Origin of the sequence: Rhodopseudomonas palustris, assembly GCF_003031265.1 — a bacterium.
Lineage (GTDB): Bacteria > Pseudomonadota > Alphaproteobacteria > Rhizobiales > Xanthobacteraceae > Rhodopseudomonas > Rhodopseudomonas palustris_H.
Genome location: NZ_CP019966.1, coordinates 2,871,563 through 2,893,080, shown reverse-complemented (window position 1 = coordinate 2,893,080; position 21,518 = coordinate 2,871,563). Strand labels below are relative to the sequence as shown.

Annotated in this window: 17 protein-coding genes and 2 tRNA genes; 8 read left to right on the top strand and 11 right to left on the bottom strand. The window is 65.9% G+C overall.

Annotated elements, in window-relative coordinates:
- Positions 1-108: 108 nt before the first annotated feature.
- From RPPS3_RS13460 to RPPS3_RS24635, 3 genes are all read left to right on the top strand, one after another.
- A tRNA-Asn gene (locus RPPS3_RS13460) sits at positions 109-183 on the top strand.
- A 190-nt stretch (positions 184-373) separates the two neighbouring features.
- Positions 374-745 (top strand): hypothetical protein, encoded by a 372-nt coding sequence (locus tag RPPS3_RS13455; RefSeq protein WP_107344557.1) that lies wholly within the window; start codon positions 374-376, stop codon positions 743-745.
- Between the two features lie 193 nt (positions 746-938).
- On the top strand, positions 939-1,115 hold the full coding sequence (locus tag RPPS3_RS24635; protein ID WP_199852140.1) for a hypothetical protein: 177 nt from the start codon (positions 939-941) through the stop codon (positions 1,113-1,115).
- Between the two features lie 19 nt (positions 1,116-1,134).
- On the opposite strand, the gene RPPS3_RS13450 is transcribed toward RPPS3_RS24635, so the two are convergent.
- The 7 genes from RPPS3_RS13450 to RPPS3_RS13420 all read right to left on the bottom strand — a co-directional run bounded on the left by RPPS3_RS13450 (position 1,135) and on the right by RPPS3_RS13420 (position 11,435).
- The gene (locus RPPS3_RS13450) at positions 1,135-1,281 is read right to left on the bottom strand and encodes a hypothetical protein (RefSeq protein WP_234819952.1); all 147 of its coding nucleotides are present in this window, start codon (positions 1,279-1,281) and stop codon (positions 1,135-1,137) included.
- 118 nt (positions 1,282-1,399) lie between these two features.
- Positions 1,400-1,473, bottom strand: a tRNA-Cys gene (locus RPPS3_RS13445).
- 105 nt (positions 1,474-1,578) lie between these two features.
- Positions 1,579-2,310 carry a tRNA-uridine aminocarboxypropyltransferase gene (locus tag RPPS3_RS13440; RefSeq protein WP_107344556.1) on the bottom strand — a complete coding sequence of 244 codons (732 nt, stop codon included), beginning with the start codon at positions 2,308-2,310 and terminating at the stop codon, positions 1,579-1,581.
- A gap of 7 nt (positions 2,311-2,317) precedes the next feature.
- Positions 2,318-5,425 (bottom strand): efflux RND transporter permease subunit, encoded by a 3,108-nt coding sequence (locus RPPS3_RS13435; RefSeq protein ID WP_107344555.1) that lies wholly within the window; start codon positions 5,423-5,425, stop codon positions 2,318-2,320.
- A complete protein-coding gene (locus RPPS3_RS13430) occupies positions 5,425-8,556 on the bottom strand; it encodes an efflux RND transporter permease subunit (protein ID WP_107344554.1) in 3,132 nt (1,043 codons plus the stop codon). Before RPPS3_RS13430 ends, RPPS3_RS13435 begins: the two co-directional genes overlap by 1 nt.
- A gap of 76 nt (positions 8,557-8,632) precedes the next feature.
- Positions 8,633-9,997, bottom strand: a complete 1,365-nt coding sequence (locus tag RPPS3_RS13425; RefSeq protein WP_199852139.1) for an efflux RND transporter periplasmic adaptor subunit — start codon at positions 9,995-9,997, stop codon at positions 8,633-8,635.
- Entirely contained in the window at positions 9,987-11,435 is a 1,449-nt protein-coding gene (locus RPPS3_RS13420; protein WP_107344553.1) for an efflux transporter outer membrane subunit, read from the bottom strand. The genes RPPS3_RS13425 and RPPS3_RS13420 overlap by 11 nt, the downstream gene beginning before the upstream one ends.
- A 434-nt stretch (positions 11,436-11,869) precedes the next feature.
- Between RPPS3_RS13420 and RPPS3_RS13415 the strand changes: the two genes are divergently transcribed.
- From RPPS3_RS13415 to RPPS3_RS13395, 5 genes are all read left to right on the top strand, one after another.
- The gene (locus tag RPPS3_RS13415) at positions 11,870-13,183 is read left to right on the top strand and encodes an NAD(P)/FAD-dependent oxidoreductase (RefSeq protein WP_107344552.1); all 1,314 of its coding nucleotides are present in this window, start codon (positions 11,870-11,872) and stop codon (positions 13,181-13,183) included.
- A 2-nt stretch (positions 13,184-13,185) separates the two neighbouring features.
- Positions 13,186-14,031, top strand: coding sequence for a DUF1365 domain-containing protein (locus RPPS3_RS13410; RefSeq protein ID WP_107344551.1), 846 nt, complete (start codon positions 13,186-13,188; stop codon positions 14,029-14,031).
- Between the two features lie 59 nt (positions 14,032-14,090).
- Positions 14,091-15,320, top strand: coding sequence for an SAM-dependent methyltransferase (locus tag RPPS3_RS13405; protein ID WP_107344550.1), 1,230 nt, complete (start codon positions 14,091-14,093; stop codon positions 15,318-15,320).
- Between the two features lie 108 nt (positions 15,321-15,428).
- On the top strand, positions 15,429-16,466 hold the full coding sequence (locus RPPS3_RS13400) for a cysteine synthase A (protein WP_107344549.1): 1,038 nt from the start codon (positions 15,429-15,431) through the stop codon (positions 16,464-16,466).
- Positions 16,467-16,566: 100 nt separating this feature from the next.
- On the top strand, positions 16,567-16,881 hold the full coding sequence (locus tag RPPS3_RS13395) for a hypothetical protein (RefSeq protein ID WP_234819951.1): 315 nt from the start codon (positions 16,567-16,569) through the stop codon (positions 16,879-16,881).
- A 21-nt stretch (positions 16,882-16,902) separates the two neighbouring features.
- Here RPPS3_RS13395 and RPPS3_RS13390 read toward each other — a convergent pair whose 3' ends face one another.
- Genes RPPS3_RS13390 through RPPS3_RS13375 form a run of 4 tightly spaced genes read right to left on the bottom strand, consistent with a single transcriptional unit; the run spans position 16,903 to position 21,403 of the window.
- Complete coding sequence (locus RPPS3_RS13390; protein ID WP_107344547.1) at positions 16,903-17,643, bottom strand: amino acid ABC transporter ATP-binding protein; 741 nt, start codon at positions 17,641-17,643, stop codon at positions 16,903-16,905.
- A gap of 15 nt (positions 17,644-17,658) precedes the next feature.
- A complete protein-coding gene (locus RPPS3_RS13385; protein ID WP_107344546.1) occupies positions 17,659-19,164 on the bottom strand; it encodes an amino acid ABC transporter permease in 1,506 nt (501 codons plus the stop codon).
- Positions 19,161-20,366, bottom strand: a complete 1,206-nt coding sequence (locus tag RPPS3_RS13380; RefSeq protein WP_107344545.1) for an amino acid ABC transporter permease — start codon at positions 20,364-20,366, stop codon at positions 19,161-19,163. The genes RPPS3_RS13385 and RPPS3_RS13380 overlap by 4 nt, the downstream gene beginning before the upstream one ends.
- 20 nt (positions 20,367-20,386) lie before the next feature.
- A complete protein-coding gene (locus tag RPPS3_RS13375) occupies positions 20,387-21,403 on the bottom strand; it encodes an amino acid ABC transporter substrate-binding protein (RefSeq protein WP_107344544.1) in 1,017 nt (338 codons plus the stop codon).
- Positions 21,404-21,518: the final 115 nt, after the last annotated feature.

Sequence of the window (21,518 nt, the reverse complement as noted above, 5' to 3'; positions counted from 1 at the left end):
CGCCGCGGCGTTGCGGCGGAAAACGGCCGGTGTGGATCGACCGATTTCTGCTTTCCAACGCCGAACGGCTTTGTTATACGCTGCCCCGCGAAGCGCTGCTTCGCATGTTCCCTGGTAGCTCAGTGGTAGAGCAACCGGCTGTTAACCGGTTGGTCGCTGGTTCGAATCCGGCCCGGGGAGCCATTCTCATTTTCCATCATTGCAGGTCGTGACGCCCACGCTAGCTCGTGGGCTCCCGAGGATTCGCCAGCTCCCTCACATCGGCGCGCCAGCGACCTTTCACGCCGCTGTGACTCCGCCTCCCCCGACCCCCGGAACGTTCTCGCGCCGACGCACGTTGCGTCGGCATCGGAAACAAAGAGGGAGACCACAGATGTTGAAGCCGATCACCTTTGCCGCTGCCGTTCTCGCGGGCGCCGTGGCCCTGACCAGCGCCGCCTCGGCTCAGCAGCCGACGCAGATGCGCGGCCAGCTTTACGGCGAGACGTATCGTCATCAGGGTTATCAGGAGCGTGGCTACCAGGAGCGCAATTGGCGCGACAGCAACGCGTTCTGGCCGGGCCAAGTGGCTGCCGGCGTCGTTGGCGGCGCGATCGGTGCGGCGGGAGCTATCGCCACGGCGCCGTTCGAGGCCGGCTATCAGGGCAACTACGACATGCGCAGCTACGCCGAGCGTAACGGTTTCGTCTGTCTGCCGGGCACCACCTTCCGCGGCGAAGACGGACGGATGCACCTCTGCCAGTAAGAAGCCGTTCAGCATAACGGTCGAACCGAGCCGCCTCCTCCCCCGGGGGCGGCTTTGTTTTTGACCGCATCCGTTGCGGATCAGCTCACCACGCTCCGCGCGACGAAGGCGGATCGCTAAAATTGTAGCGATCGGCTCAACCGGCCCCACAACAGTTTTTGCCACACTCAGGTTCGGACAGGGGAGCCGAACCATGAGCGAAGCCGAATACGATCTGTTGCTGGAATCGATCAGCGACGCCGTTGCGGAAAGCACGCAGGACAACGTCGTGCGTCCGAACATAGTGGCGACGATGCGCCGTGCCGCCAACGACAATTCGGTCGAATGGCCGCTGCTGCCCTTCCCGTCCGACTGGTACGCCTCCTGCTGAGCGAGGCGCTGCTGCCGCCCTAGCGGCCTTCCTGCGCGACGGTGTCCGCCAGCGAATCCAAATGCCGCTCCGCCAGCTCTTCGATCACCAGATCGGGCTTCTCGCGTTCGATCAACGGCGCGATCTCGCGTGACGGCTTGAAGCCCGACCGGGCGACATAGACCACCTCACCAAAACTGCGCGACGAAGGTCCGTCCGCGCCTATGCGATTCCAAGCGCAACGGTGCACCCGACGCGGTTCGCGTCGAGCCTAAGGGAAGACGGCTAAGTGCTTGATTGGAAAGTGGAGGCCACGACCAGAATTGAACTGGTGTACACGGTTTTGCAGACCGTTGCGTAACCACTCCGCCACGTGGCCCCACGCGGCGAACTCATATACGGCCGAACGGCGATAGGCAACCGTCGCACAGCACGTTGCAGCGATCGAGATCGCCGCGTCAGGCCGCGGCGCGGGCGCGCGCCCTCACCCGCGCTTCTTGCGGCGCCAGTCGCGCTTCTTCGGCTTCGGGGCCAGATCCGGCCGCTCGGCCCGGACCTGCTTGAACCGCGCCAGCATCCGGTCGAAGGCTGACAGCAAGGCGGTCTCGATCTCGGGGCGGTGCTCCAGCCGCGACAGCAGCATGGCGGCGGCTTCCAGCGTCGACAGCCCGTCGCGGCGCGGCTCCTTGCGCAGCCGGCCGTAGCGCGACGGCGCCGCGGGGTCGAGAATCACCCGCTGGCACTTCAGCATCCAGGCGTTGCGCCACCACAGCGCCTTGGCCTGGCTCCAGGTGCCGTCGAGCAGCACCACGCCCTCGATCTCGTCGAGGATCATGTCCTGATACGGCTCGGGCTGCCCCTTGGCGTCGACCGCGAGGATCTCGCGCCCCTCGGCCAATTCGGCCGCGCGGGCCGAGCCAAGATACAGCACCGCCCAGCGCGACGGATCGTGCACGGTGCGGCCGAGCGCCTTGGACAGGCTCGGCCATGACAGCCCGATCCGCACCACCGCGTTCTTGAAATGCTGCGCGGTCAGCCGCGCGGTGCCGAGCGCGCGGTCCTGCTCCTGAGGATGCTGCAGAATCAGAAGCTGGATGCGGCTGGCGATCGGCTCGACGGTGTCGCAGATGCACAGCGGCAGCGCTTTGCCGCAGCGCTCGCACTCCGGCTCCGGCGCGCCGAGCTCTGCCGCAGGTGTCTGGTGTTCGGTCGTCATCTCGTTCCTACTCCGCCGGCACTGCGGCCGGCGCACCGCGGCGCCAGCGCCGCTGCCGCACCCGGTCGATCAACAGATAAATCACCGGCGTCGTATACAGCGTCAGCACCTGCGATACGAACAGCCCGCCGATGATGGTGATGCCGAGCGGCCGGCGCAGCTCGGTGCCGGGGCCGACCGCGACCACCAGCGGAATCGCCGCGAACAGCGCCGCCAGCGTGGTCATCAGGATCGGCCGGAATCGCACGATACAGGCTTCGAAGATGGCGTCGGCGGATGGCAGGCCGCGGTCGCGTTCGGCCTCCAGCGCGAAGTCCACCATCATGATCCCGTTCTTCTTGACGATACCGATCAACATGATGATGCCGACGAAGGCGATCACCGACAGCTCGGTGCCGGTGACCAGCAGCGCCAGCAGTGCGCCGAGCCCCGCCGACGGCAGCGTCGAGATGATCGTCAGCGGATGCGCCAGGCTCTCGTAGAGCACCCCGAGGACGATGTACATCGCGATGAAAGCCGCCAGGATCAGCAGCGGCTGCTTATTGGAGGTGGCACGGAAATCGCCGGCATTGCCGTCGAACGAGCCGCGGATCCCCTCCGGCATGTGCAGTTCGTCGACCGCGCGCTGAATGTTGGCGGTCGCCTCCTGCAGCGGCACGTCGGGCAGCGTGTTGAACGACACCGTGGTCGACGGCACGCCCTGGGTATGAGCGACCGCCAGCGCCGCCAGCCCGCGCTCGGCGCGCACCACCGCCGACAACGGCACCTGATCGCCGCTGGTGCTGTCGACATAGATCCGCTTCAGGTCGGTCGGGTCGGTCTGGAAATTCGGATCGATCTCCAGCACCACCTGATACTGGTTGCGCTGGGTGTAGATCGTCGCGATCTGACGCTGCGAGAATGCGTTGTTGAGCGCGTTGTCGATGTCCTGAATCCGCACGCCGAGCCGCGACGCCATGGTGCGGTCGATCGACAGCGTCAGCTGCAGGCCGCCGTCGTCGCGATCGCTGGTGACGTCGGTGATACCGTCGACCGTCTGCATCCGCTTGGCGACGATCGGCGCCCATTTCTGCAACAGGTCGAGATCGGGACTGCTCAGCGTGTACTGATAGTTGGATTCGCTGGAGCGGCCGCCGCCGCGCAGATCCTGGGCGGCGAACATGAACAGCCGGATGCCGGCAACGCGGCTGAGCTGCCGGCGCAGGCGATCGATCACCATCTGGGTGGTGACACCTTCGCGTTCGGCGGTCGGCTTCAGATTGATGAACATCGTGCCGCGATTGGCGCCGCCGGCGCCCGGTCCGCCGCCGCCCAGCACCGAGCCGACGCCGCTCACCGCGGGATCGGCCATCACGATGTCGGCGAGCTCCTCCTGCAGAGTCCGCATCGACTGGAACGAGATGTCGGCCGAGGCGCGGGTCGAGCCGATGATGAAACCGGAATCGTCGATCGGGAAATAGCCCTTGGGCACCTTAATATACAGCGTCACCGTGAGCGCGATGGTGGCGATGAACACCACAACTGTCAGCCACGGCACCGACAGCACGCCGCGCAGCGTCCAGGCGTAGAAGCCGACGATGCGGTTCAGCGTGCCTTCGACCGCGCGATCGAACCAGGTCTGTTTCGGCGACGCTTCGGCGCGGATGTAATGGGCGCAGATCATCGGCGTCACCGTCAGCGACACCACGGTCGAGACCACGATCGCAAACGTCAGCGTCAGCGAAAACTCGCGCAGCAGCCGGCCGATCAGGCCGTCCATGAAGATCAGCGGCGCGAACGCTGCGACCAGCGACAGGCTGATCGACAGCACCGTGAAGCCGATCTGCCGGGCGCCCTCCATCGCGGCCGGCAGCGGCGCCATGCCGCGCTCGAGGTTGCGGTACATGTTCTCGATCATCACGATCGCATCGTCGACCACGAAGCCGACCGCGATCGCCAGTGCCATCAGCGACAGATTGTTGATCGAAAACCCGCTGATCCACATTCCGGCGCAGGTCCCAGCCAGCGCCAGCGGCACCGACACGCCGGCGGCGATCGTCGGCGTCAGCCGGCGCAGGAACAGCAGCACCACCGCCATCACCAGCACCGCGGTCGCCAGCAGCGTCCACTGCATGTCGTCGACGCTGGCGCGGATTGTGCCGGTGCGGTCGGCCAGCACCGAGATATCGACACCGGCCGGAATCCACTGCTTCAGCTCGGGCAGCAGGGCTTTGACCCGGTCGACGGTCTCGATGACGTTGGCGTCGCCCTGCTTGGTGATCTGGATGATCACCGCCGGCTGCTTGTTGTACCAGGCGATGGTGCGGGCGTTGCGGGTGGCGTCGCTGACGGTGGCGACATCCGACAGCCGCACCGTGCCGTTCGTATCGCTCTTGATGACGATGCTGCGGAACTCCTCCGCGGTACGCATCTGCGGATTGGTCGACAGTGTTTCGGTCAGCCGCGGCCCGTCGAATGAGCCGACCGGGCCGACCGGATTGGCGTTGATGATCGCGGTGCGGACGTCGTCAGTGGAAATGCCCGCATTAGAAAGCGCGACCGGGTTGAGCGCGATCCGCACCGCAGGCTGGTCGGCGCCGGAGACCGTCACGTCGCCGACACCCGGCACCTGCGAGATGCGCTGCGCCAACACCGTGTCGGCGACGTCGTAGATCGCGCTCGCCGGCATGGTCTTGGAGGTCAGCGCCAGGATATAGACCGGCGCCGCCGCGGAGTTGAACTTGCGGAACTTGGGCAGCGTCGGAAGATCTGTCGGCAGATCGCTGACCGCGGCGTTGATCGCCGCTTGCACATCGCGCGCGGCGCTATCGACGTTGCGGCCGATCGAGAACTGCAGTTGAATGCGGGTATTGCCGAGCGAGCTGGTCGAGGTGATCTGATCGAGCCCGGCAATCTCGCCAAGCCGTCGCTCCAGCGGTGCCGCGACGGTCGAGGCCATCACCGACGGCGCCGCCCCAGGCCGCGACGCCTGCACCATGATCATCGGGAAATCGACGTTCGGCAGCGCCGCCACCGGCAGCACCGCATAGGCCACCATGCCGACCAGAAACAATCCGATCGCCAGCAGCGTGGTGCCGACCGGCCTTCGGATGAACGGGTCGGACATCGAGGCCATTACAGCCCCTCCCCGGCGCCGGCCAGCGGCGGCGATGGCGTCGCCGGCGGGACCGGCGGCAATGCCCGCTCCAGCTTCCGGTTGATGCGGTCGAGCGCTAGATAAATCACCGGCGTGGTGTACAGCGTCAGCAACTGGCTGAGCAGCAGACCGCCGATGATCGAGATGCCGAGCGGAAACCGCAGCTCAGATCCGGTGCCGCTTTCGACCGCCAGCGGCAGCGCGCCGAACAAGGCCGCCAGCGTCGTCATCATGATCGGCCGGAAACGCAGCCGGCAGGCCTGCACGATCGCCTCGTAAGACGACATCCCCTGTCCGCGCTCGGCTTCGAGCGCGAAGTCGATCATCATGATGGCGTTCTTCTTGACGATGCCCATCAGCAGGATGATGCCGATCAGGCCGATCACCGACAGATCCTGGCCGAACAGCATCAGCGCCAAAATCGCACCGACGCCGGCCGACGGCAGCGTCGACAGGATGGTGATCGGGTGGATGTAGCTCTCGTACAGCACGCCGAGCACGATGTAGATCGCCACGATCGCGGCCAGGATCAGCCATGGCTGGCCGGCGAGCGCCTTGGAGAATTCGGCGGCGTCGCCATAGAACACCCCGACGATGCTGCCGGGCATCCCGATCTGCTTCTCGATGGTTTCGATCCGCTTCAACGCCTCGCCGAGTGACGCATCGGGAGCAAGGTTGAAGCTCATCGCCACCGACGGGAACTGCGCCTGGTGCGAGATCGCCAGCGGCGCGATGGTGCGCTTCAAATCGGCGACCGCCGAGATCGGCACCTGGGCGCCGGCATTGCCGGGCACATACAGCTTGGACAGGATCGACGGGTCCTGCTGATAGACCGGCATCGCTTCCAGCACCACGCGGTACTGGTTAGCTTGGCCGTAGATCGTCGAAATCTGCCGCTGCGCGAAGGCGTCGTTCAGCGTGTCGTTGATCGCCTGAACGCTGACGCCGAGCTGGCCGGCGCGTTCGCGGTTGACGTCGAGCGCGGCCCGCAGGCCGCCCTCCTGCGCCTCGGTCGAGACGTCGCGGAACAGCGGATCGCGGCGCAGTTCGGCAAGCAGCCGGTTGGCCCATTGCGACAGCAGCGCCGCATCGGTCGCGGTCAGCGTGTACTGATACTGCGAGCGGCTGGCCTGGGTCGAAATCTGCACGTCCTGCACGGCCTGGAAGTACACGGTCATGCCGGGAATGCCGGCGACGCGCTGCTTCAGCCGTTCGATCACCTCGCCGACGTCGGACTTGCGGTCGCCGCGCGGCTTCAGCGTCAGCACCAGCCGGCCGACATTCGGCGTCGGATTGACCGAGCCGGCGCCGATCACCGACACCACGCCGACGACATCCGGATCGGCTTCGATCGCCTGGGCGGTTTCGGTCTGCCGCGCCTTCATCTCGGCGAACGACACCGCCGGTCCCGCTTCCGTCACCGCGGTGATCGAGGCGGTGTCCTGCAGCGGGAGGAAGCCCTTCGGCGCGATCGCGTACAACACCAGCGTCGCCGCGATGGTCAGGAACGTCACCACCAGCGTCGCGCGCTGATGCTTCAACACCCACAGCAGGCTGCGGTGATAGGCCTCCGCGCCGCGATCGATCCAGGCGGTGATGGTGGCGAGCCCGGGCACCTGGCGCTCGTCGCGGGCATGCTTGAGCAGCCGCGAACACATCATCGGCGTCAACGTCAGCGACACGATCGCCGAGGTGACGACCGCGATCGTCAGCGTCAGCGCGAATTCGCGGAACATCCGGCCGACCAGGCCGGACATGAACAGCAGCGGGATGAACACCGCGATCAGCGACATCGTCAGCGAGATCACGGTGAAGCCGATCTCGCTGGCGCCCTTCAGGGCCGCCTGCATCGGGCTCTCGCCGTCCTCCATGTGACGAACGATGTTCTCGATCATCACGATGGCGTCGTCGACGACGAAACCGGTGCCGATCGTCAGCGCCATCAGCGACAGATTGTCGAGGCTGAAGCCCATGAAATACATCACGCCGAAGCTGGTGATCAGCGACAGCGGCAGCGCCACACCGGCAATGATGGTGGCGCGCATCGAGCGCAGGAACAGCAGCACCACCAGCGTCACCAGAACCACGCTGAGCAGCAGCGTGAACTGGACGTCGTGCACCGAGGCGCGGATGGTTTCGGTGCGGTCGCTGACCACGGTAAGCTTGACGCCGGCCGGCACCAGCCGCTGGATCCGCGGGATCTCGGCGCGGATACCCTTGACCACGTCGATGACGTTGGCGCCGGGCTGGCGCTGTATGTCGAGAATGACGGAAGGCGTGCCTTGGTACCAGGCGCCGGTGCGCTCGTTTTCCAGCCCGTCGACGATCTGCGCGACGTCGCCGATCGTCACCGGCGAGCCGTTGCGGTACGCCACGATGATCGGCCGGTACGCGTCCGCGGCAGCGATCTGGTCGTTCGCCGCGATGGTGTAGGCCTGCTGGGCGCCGTCGAGCGAGCCCTTGGGGCCCGACACGTTGGCGTTGGCGATCGCCGTGCGCAGGTCCTCCATCGAGATGCCGTAGGCGGCGAGACGGGCCAGATCGGCCTGCACCCGTACCGCCGGCTTCAGCCCGCCGAGCACGGAGACACGACCGACGCCGGAGATCTGCGCCAGCCGCTGCGCCATCAGCGTGTCGGCGAGGTCGCTCATGGTGCGCAGCGACACCGTGGTCGAGGTCAGCGCCAGCGTCATCACCGGCGCGTCGGCCGGGTTCACCTTGGCGTAGACTGGCGGGTAAGGCAGGTTCTTCGGCAGAATGCCGGCGGCCGCATTGATCGCCGCCTGCACGTCCTGGGTCGCGCCATCGATGTCGCGGTTGAGGTCGAACTGCAGCGACACCTGGCTGACGCCATAGGACGAGGTCGAAGTCATCGCCGTCAGCGACGGAATCTGCCCGAGCTGCCGTTCCAGCGGCGCCGTGATCAGCGACGCCACGACGTCAGGGCTCGCGCCTGGGAGCTGGGTCGTCACCTGCACCGTCGGAAAATCGACCTGAGGCAGGGCCGACACCGGCAGCGCCAGATAGCCGAGCAGACCGCCGATCATCAGCGCCACGCCAAGCAGCGAGGTCGCGATCGGACGTCGGATGAACGGCTCAGATACGCCCATGAAAACTCACCTCAGCGTTGCGTCCTGACGTCTCGCGCTCCGGCATCGGTCACCGTCGCGCTGGCAGCGGACCGCGTCAGGGCGCCTTGGGCGCACCCGACGACGGGGCTCCGCCTGCGGCCGGTGCCTGCTGGCCGGCTTCACCGCGGCGGCGCTTGCCCTGCCCCTCGCCGGCTTCGTTGCCTCCCTGGCCCTGAGCACCCGGCGGACGACGGCGCTTCTGCGGAGCGAGATCGGCGGTCGGAATCTGGCTGGCATCGCCGATCGTCACCTTGGCGCCGTCGGCCAGATTGGCAAAGCCGGTGGTCACCACCCGGTCGGCCGGCGTCAGCCCCTCGGCGACCACGGCCTCGCTTTCGTTCTGCTGCGTCACCTTCACCGGGCGGGCATGAACGGTGTTGTCCTCGCCGATGATGTAGCTGAACGTCCCGGCGGGGCCGCGCTGCACAGCGGACACCGGCACCACGATCGCCTGCTTCAAGGTGTCGACCTTGAGCCGCACGTTGACGAACTGGCCCGGCCAGAGCTGCAGCTTGGCGTTGGGGAATTCCGCCTTCAGCTTCACCGTGCCGGTGGTCTGATCGACCTGATTGTCGATCCCCTTCAGCATGCCGGTGTCGACCACGGTGACGCCGTCATTGCCGAACACGTCGACCGGCAGCGGCGCTTCGGCGGCCGCGGCATTGACCCGGACGATCTGCTGCTGCGGCAGGCTGAACTGCACCGCGATCGGCTTGAGCTGCGTCAGCACCACGATGCCGGTGGAGTCCGAGGCGTGCACGATGTTGCCCTTGTCGACCTGGCGCAGGCCGGCGCGGCCGGAGATCGGCGCCACCACCTTGGTGTAGCTCAGCGTCGCCGCGGCATTATCGATCGCGGCCTGATCGGAACGCACCTGCGCCTCGAGCTGCGCCACGGTCGCCTTCTGGGTGTCGGCCTGCTGCTTGGAGCCGGCATTGGAGGCCGCAAGCTGCTGATAGCGCGCCAGATCGATCCGGGCGTTGGCGAGCTGGGCTTCGTCCTGCGCCTTCTTGGCGACCGCCTGATCGTATTGCGCCTGATAGATCGCCGGATCGATCTCCGCCACCACGTCGCCGGCCTTGACGTCCTGGCCTTCAGTGAAATTTACCGCGATCAGCTTGCCGTCGACCTGGGCGCGCACCGTCACGGTAGCGAGCGCCTTCACGGAGCCGACGCCGTCGAGATACACCGGCACATCGGCAACCTTCGGCGTCGCCGCCAACACCGGGACCGCGAGGTCCGGCGGCATCCGCCGCTCCGCCTGCTTGGTCTGGATCGCGCGCCAGGCGATGAAGCCGAGGCCGCCGAGGATGGCCACGACCAGCAGCAGCGACACGCTGCGGCGGCGCAGGCGGTGGCCCCAACCGTTGCGTCCGGGCCCGGCGCCGGACGTATCCTTCGCATCCGGCTTAAAGAGCATCGGCCGTTCTTTCCATCTTTGGCTCCCAGCCGCCCCCGAGTGCCTGAAACAGACTGACGATCGCCTGGAAGCGCGCAAGCTGCGTCTGGATCAGCGCGTCCTCGGCCTGGAATAGCGTGAGCTGCGTATTCAGCACGGTGACGATGTCACTGGTGCCGGCGCGGAGCTGCTGCTCGGCGAGATCGAACGCACGCCGCGACGACGCCACCACGTCGCGCTGCAGCCGCAGCCGCTCGGTGTTCTGCTTGATCGACTCCAGCGCGTTGTCGACATCCGCGAATGCCGACACCACGGTCTTGCGATAGGTCTGCAGCAGCTCTTCCTGCTGCGCCTGGGTCAGATCGAAATTGCCCTGGATGCGGCCGCCATCGAAGATCGGCTGCGTCAGCCCCGCGGCGATGTTGGAAAACGTCGCTTGCGGCGTGAACAACGACGCCAGCGCTGCGCTCTGATAGCCGCCCTGCGCGGTGAGCTGGATGGTCGGGAAGAACTGCGCCCGCGCGCTGCCGACATTCGCAGTTGCGGACGCAAGCTGCGCTTCCTGGCGGCGGATATCAGGCCGCTGGGTCAGCAGATCCGACGGCAGCCCCGGCGTCACTCGCGGCGACGACAGCCGCGTCAGCGAACCGCCGGCGATCTTCACGCTCTCGGGCGGACGCGCCACCAGCGTCGCCAGCGCGTTGACGTTCTGCGCCAGCGTCAGCCGCAGCGGCGGCAGCGCGGCGCGCTGGTTCGCCAGCACACTCTCCTGCTGCGCCACGTCGAGATCGGTGCCGGTGCCGGCTTTGAGACGCTGCTTGATCGCGTCGAGAATCCGGCTGGCGCTCTTGATGTTGCCTTCGGCGGTGCGAATCCGGTCCTGGGCGGCGAGCACCTGGAAATACGCGTTGGCGACGCTCGCCATCGTGGTCAGCATCACCGTGTCGCGGTCGAACCGGTTCGCGGTGGCGGTCTCCTCGGCCGCGAGCGCGGCGTCGTGGTTCTTGCCCCAGAAATCGATCTCGTAAGATGCGCTGAGCGACGACGAATAGGTGCTGTAGCGGCGGCCCGCGATCGTGGTGTTGGAGATGTTCGAGCCCGAGGTCTTGACCTGACTGCCGTTGCCGCTGGCGCTGAGGCTGGGCAGCAGCGCCGCGCCGGTGATCCGGGCCTGCGCATCGGCTTGGCGGATACGCGCGACCGCGGCGGCGACGTCGAGATTGACGGTCTGCGCCTCTTCCATCAGTTGCGTCAGCTCGGCGGACCGGAAGCCACGCCACCAATCCAGCGCCGGCGGCTTCTTGACCGCGGTGCGCGACGCAGCCTTGTAGCGATTCGGCAGGTCGAGCGCGGGATCGGGCAGATCTTGCGTGAGGATGCAGCCGCCGGACGCAGCGACCAGCGCCGAGGCCACCACCAGTCGGGCTGCGCGGCCAAGGTAGCGAAGTGTGGTGCTCATGCTGGGCGCGATCCATCTCCCGGCGCGGCGTAAAGCCGCGCACGCCGCGCCACGATCGACTTCGGCGCACGATGTTCTCTGCCAGTCACTTGCAACTCGATCACGGAAGACTGCTGTTTGAAAGCCAGCCGCCATTGTAACGGGCGGAAACGCCGACGCACAGGGCCGTCATCGCCGCGTTCAGTGACAAGTTGTTTCCGGTATCCCGCCGCCTGAGCCGGCTTCGGCGGTGCGATTCTCCCGATTCCATCGGTGTTCCCTCAGCTTGACGGCCCCGCCGAATACGGCAAAGCTTACAAAGATTTCATCTGCTGATACGGCCGTCCGAGGACGATTCCCTGCCCGCCCTTCGAATTTTTTCGCTGCCGGACGTGCTGAAACTCTCGAGCCTGGATGCCGTAACTCGGTCGCCGGTGGGCTAGAGGGGGCTTGGAATGCGCGTTGCTATCGTCGGAACGGGAATCGCGGGGAATGCTGCCGCGTGGGCGCTGTCCCAGCGCTATCCTGTCACAGTCTATGAGCGCGAATTGCGCGCTGGCGGCCACAGCCACACCGTCACGGTCGATTACGACGGCACCTCGATCCCGGTCGACATCGGATTCATCGTCTACAACCAGCTCAACTATCCCGACCTCACCGCGATGTTCGCGCATCTCGGCGTCGAGACCGTCGAAAGCTGCATGAGCTTTTCGGTCAGCGCCGACGCCGGACGATTCGAATGGAAGGGCGGCGGCTCGAACTGGCTGGAAACGGCGGACGGCCTGTTCGCGCAGCGCCGCAATCTGCTGTCGCCGTCATATCTGAAGATGCTCCGCCATATCCTGATCTTCAACGAGCGGAGCGTCGAAGACTTCAAGACCGGCGCCCTCGCCGGCCTGTCGCTCGGCGACTATTTCACCTGCCGCAAATTCGCGCCGCGATTGCTGACCGATTATCTGGCGCCGATGGGCGCCGCGATCTGGTCGGCGCCGGCGTCGGAGATCCTGGATTTCCCGGCGGAGAATTTCGTCGCCTTTTTCAACAACCATCGGCTGCTGCATTACGAACGCCCGATCTGGCGCACCGTGAAGGGCGGCAGCGCGCGCTATGTCGAGAAACTGACCAGCGCCTTCAAGGACGACATGCGGCTCGGCGCCGCCGTCACCTCGATCGAGCGCTCGCCGAAGGGCGTGATCGTCCGCGACAGTCTCGGCGGCCTCGGCGTGTTCGACCACGTGGTGATCGGCGCCCACAGCGATCAGGCGCTGGCGATGCTGTCGGACGCCAGCGACATCGAGCGCGACATCCTCGGCAGCATCGGCTACGCGCCGAACATGGTGTACCTGCATCGCGACCCGCGGCTGATGCCGAAGCGCAAGCGGGCCTGGGCGTCGTGGAATTTCCTGCGCTGGCAGCGCGAGGGCTCGCCGGTCAATGACGTCGCCGTCACCTACTGGATGAACCGGCTGCAGGGGATCGATGCCGACAAGCCGCTGTTCGTCAGCCTCAACCCGCCGTTCGAGCCCGCGCCCGAACTGACCTTCGGCCGCTACGCCTGCGACCATCCGCAATACACCGCCAAGGCGTTTGCGGCGCAGCGCCGCGTCGGCGAGCTCCAGGGCCATCGCAACACCTGGTTCTGCGGCGCCTGGACCGGCTACGGCTTCCATGAGGACGGGCTTCGTTCGGGTCTTGCGGTCGCCGAACATCTCGGCGCCCCGGTGCCGTGGCGCGGCCCGCCGTCGGAATTCCGCGAAGCGGCCGAATAACCATGGCCGCCCTCGCCGCCTCAACCTCCTCGACCCGCGGCGCGCCGCCCGCAGCGGCCGCGTCGCTGTATGTCGGCGAGGTGATGCATGCGCGGCTGAAGCCGGTTGGGCACCGTTTCCAATACCGGGTGATGTCGCTGCTGATCGATCTCGATCGTCTAGATGAGGCCGACCGGATGTCGCCGCTGTTCGGCGTCAACCGGCGCGCGCTGTACAGCTTCCATGAAACCGATCACGGCCCCCGCGACGGCACCTCGCTGCGCGCCTACGCTCAGGCCAGCGCCGCGGCGAAGGGCGTCGATCTCAGCGGCGGCCGGGTGCTGCTGCTGACCTATCCGCGGATCGCCGGCTACACCTTCAATCCGCTGTCGGTGTATTTCTGCTACGACGCCTCCGGCGCCCTCGCTGTGGTGATCTACGAAGTCCGCAATACCTTCGGGGACATCCATCCTTACGTGCTGCCGGTGAGCGCCGGCGAACTCGGGCCCGCCGGTCTGCGGCAGGAGCAGGACAAGCTGTTCTACGTCTCGCCCTTCATCGAGATGGCGATGCGCTATCACTTCCGCATCGTGCCGCCGGGCGAAATCGTGCGCTTGCGGATTCTCGAGACCGACGCGGACGGCCCCGTGCTCGCTGCCACTTTTGCAGGCACGCAGCGTGTTCTGTCGACGGCATCGCTGCTACAGGCTTTCCTCGCGCTACCGCTGATGACGATAAAAGTGATCGCCGCGATCCATTGGGAAGCGCTGCGGCTGTGGATCAAGGGCGCCAAGCTCGTTCCGCGTCCGGCGTCGCCGCCGCCTCCGACCGGCTTTGCAGCCGGCGGTCACGATGCTTATACTCACTAAAGCTAAAGTATGAGCCCGGCGTTGCTCCCGTCCCGCTGGGCGCAAGCAATGGAACTGGAATGTCCGAGTTAGTAGCGCTGACCCCCGACAACGTCGATGACCGTGTGGCCGATCTGCCGCGCTTGGTCCGGATGGCGCTGGCGTTCGGTGCGCGGCTGCAGCGCGGCACGCTCGACGTCACCCTGCCCGATGGCCGCCGCTTCCGCCTCGGCGGCGCCGAACCTGGCCCCGCCGCCGAGATGCGGCTGCACAGCTACGCGTTTGCGTCGCGGCTGATCAATGGCGGCGACATCGGGATCGCCGAAGCCTATCTGAACCGCGAGTGGGATACGCCGGATCTCACCCAGTTCCTGTATCTGTTCTGCGTCAATCACGAGATGATCCAGGCGATGCTGGCGGACAATCCGCTGATGCGGCTGGTGCAGATGGTGCGGCACTGGTTCAACCGGAACACCAAGCGGCAGGCGCGCAAGAACATCTACGCGCATTACGACATCGGCAACGAGTTCTACTCCGCCTGGCTCGATCCGAGCATGACGTATTCGTCGGCGCTGTTCGAAGATCACACCCACGATCTGACCGCGGCGCAGATCAACAAATATCAGCGGCTGGCCGAGGCGATCGACCTCAGGCCGGGACAGTCGGTGCTGGAGATCGGCTGCGGCTGGGGCGGCTTTGCCGAATACGCCGCCAAGACCTTCGACGTCCGCCTCGTCGGCCTGACGATCAGCCGGGAACAGCGCGATTTCGCGCAGAAGCGGATGTTCGAGGCCGGACTCGCCGACAAGGTCGAGATCAGGCTGCAGGACTACCGTGACGAGCGCGGCCGCTATGACCGCATCGCCTCGATCGAGATGATCGAAGCGGTCGGCGAGGAATTCTGGCCGAAATACTTCTCACAGTTGCGCGATCGGCTGATGCCGGGCGGCTTGGTCGGTATCCAGGCGATCACTATCCAGGATCGCTTCTTCCAGACTTACCGGCGCGAGGTCGATTTCATCCAGCGCTACGTGTTCCCCGGCGGCATGCTCCCCTCACCCGGCGTGCTGAAATCGCTCGGCGAGACGTTCGGCGTGCCGGTGGTGCGCGAGCGGGTGTTTGGAGAAGATTATGCCAAGACGCTCGCAACCTGGAGAGACAATTTCCGCGCCGCGTGGCCGAAGCTGACGTCGCAAGGCTTCGACGACCGCTTCCGCCGGTTGTGGGAATACTACCTGTCGTATTGCGAAGCCGGCTTCCTGTCCGGAAACATCGACGTCCGCCAAGTGGTGTTCGCGAAGGCAGGCTGATCTCGGCTGCATGGTCGCCGCGTTTGCTCAATGCGGCGGCATGCGTGCCTTGTCTCGCGCCGCGCGGTCTCTTACCTTGAGGGCCCGCAACGTCACCAGCCGGACAGCATGAGCATCAAGAACGACGTCGTCGACGCCATCGGCAACACGCCCCTGATCAAATTGAAGCGCGCGTCGGAACAGACCGGCTGCACCATTCTCGGCAAGGCCGAGTTCATGAATCCGGGCCAGTCGGTGAAGGATCGGGCTGCGCTGTTCATCATCCAGGATGCGGTGAAGCGCGGTGCGCTGCGGCCCGGCGGCGTCGTGGTCGAAGGCACCGCCGGCAATACCGGGATCGGGCTGGCGCTGGTCGCCAACGCGCTCGGCTTCCGCACCGTGATCGTGATCCCGAACACGCAGAGCCAGGAAAAGAAGGACATGCTGCGGCTGTGCGGCGCCGAACTGATCGAGGTGCCGGCCGTCCCCTACGCCAATCCCAACAACTACGTGAAGCTGTCGGGCCGCCTCGCCGCGCAGCTCGCCGAGACCGAGCCGAACGGCGCGATCTGGGCCAATCAGTTCGACAACGTCGCCAATCGCCAGGCCCACATCGAGACCACGGCGCCGGAAATCTGGAAGCAGACCGACGGCAAGGTCGACGGCTTCGTCGCCGCGGTCGGCTCCGGCGGCACGCTTGCCGGCGTATCGCTCGGCCTGAAGCAGTTCAATCCGAAGGTCCGCATCGTGCTCGCCGACCCGTTGGGCTCGGCGCTGTACAATTACTACAAGAACGGCGCGCTGAAGTCGGAAGGCACTTCGATCACCGAAGGCATCGGCCAGGGCCGCGTCACCGCCAATCTCGAAGGCGCGCAGATCGACGACGCCTATCAGATCCCCGACGATGAAGCGGTGCCGCTGATCTACGATCTGCTCGAACACGAAGGCCTGTGCCTCGGCGGCTCGAGCGGCATCAACGTCGCCGGCGCGATCCGCCTCGCCAAGGATCTCGGCCCCGGCCACACCATCGTGACCATCCTGTGCGACTACGGCAGCCGCTATCAGTCCAAGCTGTTCAATCCGGACTTCATGCGCAGCAAGAACCTCCCGGTGCCGGACTGGATGGAGACCAAGAGCACGATCCAGGTGCCGTTCGAGCAGGCCTGAACGCCAAGGGATACAGGCGCGGCCGCGACATCCTGAGCGACCTCGTTAACCCGCCGCCAACCGTGCTCATACGGGGCGCTGCGCATTAAACTGAAACTTCATGGCGCCGGCCGATCCTTGCGCAAAACAAGGAGCGCGTCGGCTCATGTCCGTGTTCAGGTCGTTCGGCGCCACGCTGGTGGCGGCGGTTGCTGTGCTGTTGGTCTCAGATGCTTTGTTCGGTGACGACAGCTACCGCTTCGATCGGTCGCTGTACGACAGCCGGCTTTATGCCCCGCGACACACGCCAGGCGCGGCGGGGATAAGCGACTTCGACGAGGCGATGACGCCGGCCGAGCGCATCCGCGAAACATTCAGCCAGTTCACCGTCAGCAGCGCCAAGCGCTACACGTCGCGCGCGACGATCATCAGATAGCAGAGCGCCAATCGTCCGGCCTCAGCGCAGGATCTGGCTGAGGAATAGCTTGGTGCGCGCGTGCTGCGGATGGGCGAAGAATTCCTTCGGCTCGTTCGCCTCGATGATCTGCCCGGCATCCATGAACACGACGCGGTCGGCGACCTCACGGGCGAAGCCCATTTCGTGCGTCACCACCAGCATGGTCATGCCCTCTTCGGCGAGGTCGACCATGGTGTCGAGCACCTCCTTGACCATCTCCGGGTCGAGCGCCGAGGTCGGCTCGTCGAACAGCATCACTTTCGGGTTCATCGACAGCGCCCGCGCGATCGCGACGCGCTGCTGCTGACCACCTGAAATCTGGCCGGGATATTTATTCGCCTTGTCGGGAATCCGCACCCGCTCCAGGAATTTCATCGCGGTCGCTTCGGCATCCTTCTTCGGGATGTTGCGCACCCAGATCGGCGCCAGCGTGCAGTTCTCCAGCACAGTCAGGTGCGGAAACAGGTTGAAGCTCTGGAACACCATGCCGACTTCGCGGCGGATCTCGTCGACGTGCTTCAGCGTCGGCCCGAGGTCGATCCCGTCGACCACGATCTGGCCTTCCTGAAACTCCTCCAGCGCGTTGATGCAGCGGATCAGCGTCGATTTGCCCGAGCCCGACGGCCCGCAGATCACGATGCGTTCGCTGCGCGCGACATCGAGGCTGATGTCGCGCAGCACGTGAAACTCGCCGTACCATTTGTTCAGGCCCGCGATCGAGACGATCGGAGTATCAGCCATCAATCGATCCTTCCGTCAGGTCCGCCGGTGCGCGTTGAGCCGGTGCTCGACCGACAGCGAATAGCGCGACATCCCGAAGCAGAACACGAAGTAGATCAGCCCGGTGAACGCGAAGCCGGTGAACAGCGTCGTCGGCGTCGACCAGGTCGGATCAGCAAATGCGGCGCGGAGCTGGCCGAGCAGATCGAACAGCGCGACGATCGACACCAGCGAGGTGTCCTTGAACAGCGCGATGAAGCTGTTGACCAGGCCCGGAATGACGTGGCGCAACGCCTGCGGCAGCACGATCAGCCCGGTGGTCTTCCAATATGACAGCCCGAGCGCGCTCGCCGCCTCCGCCTGCCCGCGCGGGATCGCATTCAGGCCGCCGCGAATGACCTCGGCATTATAGGCACCGGCGAACAGCGCGATGCCGATCAGCACCCGCATCAGATTGTCGATGGTGAAGTTGCCCGGCAGGAACAGCGGCAGCATGTAAGTGGCGAAGAACATCACCGTGATCAGCGGCACACCGCGCCAGAATTCGATAAAGGCGACCGAGAAGATCCGGATCAGCGGGATCGTCGAGCGGCGGCCGAGCGCCAGCGCAATGCCGATCGGCATCGACGCGACGATGCCGGTGACCGACACCACCAGTGTCACCAGCAGGCCGCCCCACATCCGGGTATCGACCACAGGCAAGCCGCCGCGGTCGAGCCGCAGCGCGGCGACCATCACGGCGATGCCGACGAAAATGCCGACCGTGGTCGCCAGCGCGCGCCAACCGTTCCGGACCCCGGTCAGGATGAACACCAGCGCAGTGACGGCGACCGCGGTGAGCAAGAGATCAAGCCACACCGGTTGTGACGAGGCCTGGATCCAGTCGCGCAGCGCCACCAGCGGCCAGCTCAGCCACACCAGAACGGTGTCGAGGCCGAGCAGCACCTGACCGATCACGCTGCCGATCGGCCCGCCCGCGGCGAGCTTGCGGCCGGCGCGGCCGACGCTGTCGGCAACACCGCTCGCCAGGTCTGCGCTCCAGGTGACGCCGAAGCCCTGCACGCCGCCGCCATGCAGCAGAAAGAACGCCAGCACCGGAAAGGCGACGAAGAACAGGCCGGCATTCAGCGTCTTGGCCGGCGCCCGCGGGATCAATAGCGGCAGCAGCAGCAGCGCGCCGAGCGCGAACACCAGATCGACCCGCCAGCGTTCCGGCGTCGGATAGAAACCGTAGATGAACTGCGAGAACTTGGCCTGCACGAACGGCCAGCAGGCGCCGACCGGATGACCGGCCTTGTCGGCGAGGCAGTCGGTGCGGTTCGAACCGGACCACACCGCATCGACCAGCAGGAACTTCAGCGTCGGCACCACGGTGAAGTACAGCAGCAGCGCACCGACGATGGTCAGCAGGATATTGGTCGGCGAGTTGAACAGCCGCTGCCGGATGATGCCAATCACCCCCGGCTGATGCACCGGCGGCGGCCGCTGCGGCACCATCTCGCCGCGCACGAACACTGGCGTCACGGACCCGAGCTCGCTCATGCGCCCATGCTCCGGTTGATCCGCCATGCGTACAGGCTCATCAGCGCGCTGGTGACCAGCGAGATCAGCAGGTACACGCCCATGGTGATCGCGATCACCTCGATCGCCTGCCCGGTCTGGCTCAGCGTGGTGCCGGCGAACACCGAGAACAGGTCCGGATAGCCGATCGCCACCGCCAGCGACGAGTTCTTGGTCAGGTTGAGATATTGATTGGTCAGCGGCGGCAGGATCACCCGCAGCGCCTGCGGGATCACGATCAGCCGCAGCGTCTGCCCGCGCGACAGGCCGAGCGAGGCGCCCGCCTCCATCTGCCCCTTGTGTACCGACAGAATGCCGGCGCGGACAACTTCGGCGATGAACGCGGCGGTGTAGGTCGACAGCGCCAACGTCAGCGCCACGAATTCAGGCGCCAGCCGCGAGCCGCCGACGAAATTGAAGCCGCGCAGCACCGGCACTTCCAGCGAGAACGGCTTGCCGACGATCAGGAACGCGATCAGCGGCAGTCCGATCAGCAAGCCGAGCACGATCGGCCACACCCGCATCAGCTTGCCGGTGGCAAACAGCCGGCGCCGGGCGTAGAGCGGCAACACGATCGCGGCAGCGATTGCAATCAGCAGCGCGACCAGGAAGCCATCGAGCCCCGCCTCGCCCACCAGCCGCGGCACCACGATGCCCCGGTTGGACAGGAAGAAGCTGTCCATCACCGAGACGCTTTGGCGCGGTGACGGCAGCGCGCCGAGCACCGCGAGGTACCAGAACAGGATCTGGAACAGCAGCGGCAGGTTGCGGACGATCTCGACATAGCCGCCGCCGATGCGCGAGATCAGCCAGTTCGGCGACAACCGCGCCAGCGCGACCGCGAAGCCGATCACGGTGGCGAAGAAGATGCCGACGACCGACACCACCAGCGTGTTGATCAGGCCGACCAGGAACACGCGGGTGTAGCTGTCGGACTCCTGATACGGGATCAGCGTCTGGCTGACGCCGAACCCCGCGGTGTGCGACATGAAGGCGAAGCCCGAGGCGATCCGCTGGTTGGCGAGGTTGTCGCGGGCGTTGTCGACGATCTCGTAGCCGATCCAGACCAGCGCCGCGACGAACAGCACTTGGGCGAGCAGGCCCTTCCAGCCTGAGCGACCGCCGAGCACTCGTCGCAGTTTCGCGACGAGCTGTGGCGGCGGTGGACGTGCGTCGATCGCCATCGGCGCGGATCTTTACGCGATCAGCGGATCGGCGGGGCGTACATGATGCCCCCCTTGTTCCAGAGCTTGTTGAGGCCGCGCGCGATCTCGAGCTTGGAGCCGGTGCCGACGTTACGCTCGAACGATTCGCCGTAGTTGCCGGTCGCCTTGATGATGCGGGCGACCCAATCCTTGGTCAGGCCGAGCTGTTCGCCGAGGTTACCGTCGGTGCCGAACACGCGCTTCAGCTCGGGCTTGTCGGACTTGGCCATCTCGTCGACGTTCTTCTGGGTGACGCCGAGCTCTTCGGCATTGACCAGCGCGAACAGCGTCCACTTGACGATGTCGAACCACTGATCGTCGCCATGGCGGACCAACGGGCCGAGCGGCTCCTTCGAGATCACTTCCGGCAGCACGATATGATCGGCCGGGGTCGCCAGCTTCAGGCGCTGGGCGTAGAGCTGCGAGACGTCGGAGGTGAACACGTCGCAGCGGCCGGACTCGTACGCCTTGACCGCCTCGTCGGCATTGGCGAACGCGATCACCTCGTACTTCATGTTGTTGCCTTTGAAATAGTCGGCAACGTTCTGCTCGTTGGTGGTGCCGGTCTGCACGCAGATCGAGGCCCCGTTCAGTTCCAGCGCCGAGTTCACCTTGAGAGACTTCTTGGCCATGAAGCCCTGGCCGTCATAATAGCTGATGCCCGCGAAGTTCACGCCGAGCGAGGTGTCGCGCGACAGCGTCCAGGTGGTATTGCGCGACAGCACGTCGATCTCACCGGACTGCAGCGCGGTGAAGCGGTCCTTCGCCGACAGCGGCACGAACTTCACTTTGCTGGGGTCGTCGAACACCGCGGCCGCGATCGCGCGGCAAACATCGACGTCGAGGCCGGTCCAGTTGCCTTTGTCGTCGGGCGCCGAAAAACCGGGCAGTCCCTGGCTGACGCCGCAGGACAACATGCCGCGATCCTTGACCGTCTTCAGGGTCTGCGCGTCCGCCGACGTCACCGAGAATACGGCGGCGGCTGCAAAGGCGGCGACGAGCGATACACGTTTCATGGAATGACCTTTCAAGGGATGTCCTGGCCGCTTCAATCGGCTTCGTGGGCGATGCGTTCCGATTGGATCCGCCGTTCGATCGCCCGAAGGCCCGCGCGCGGCAGCCGTTGCCCGG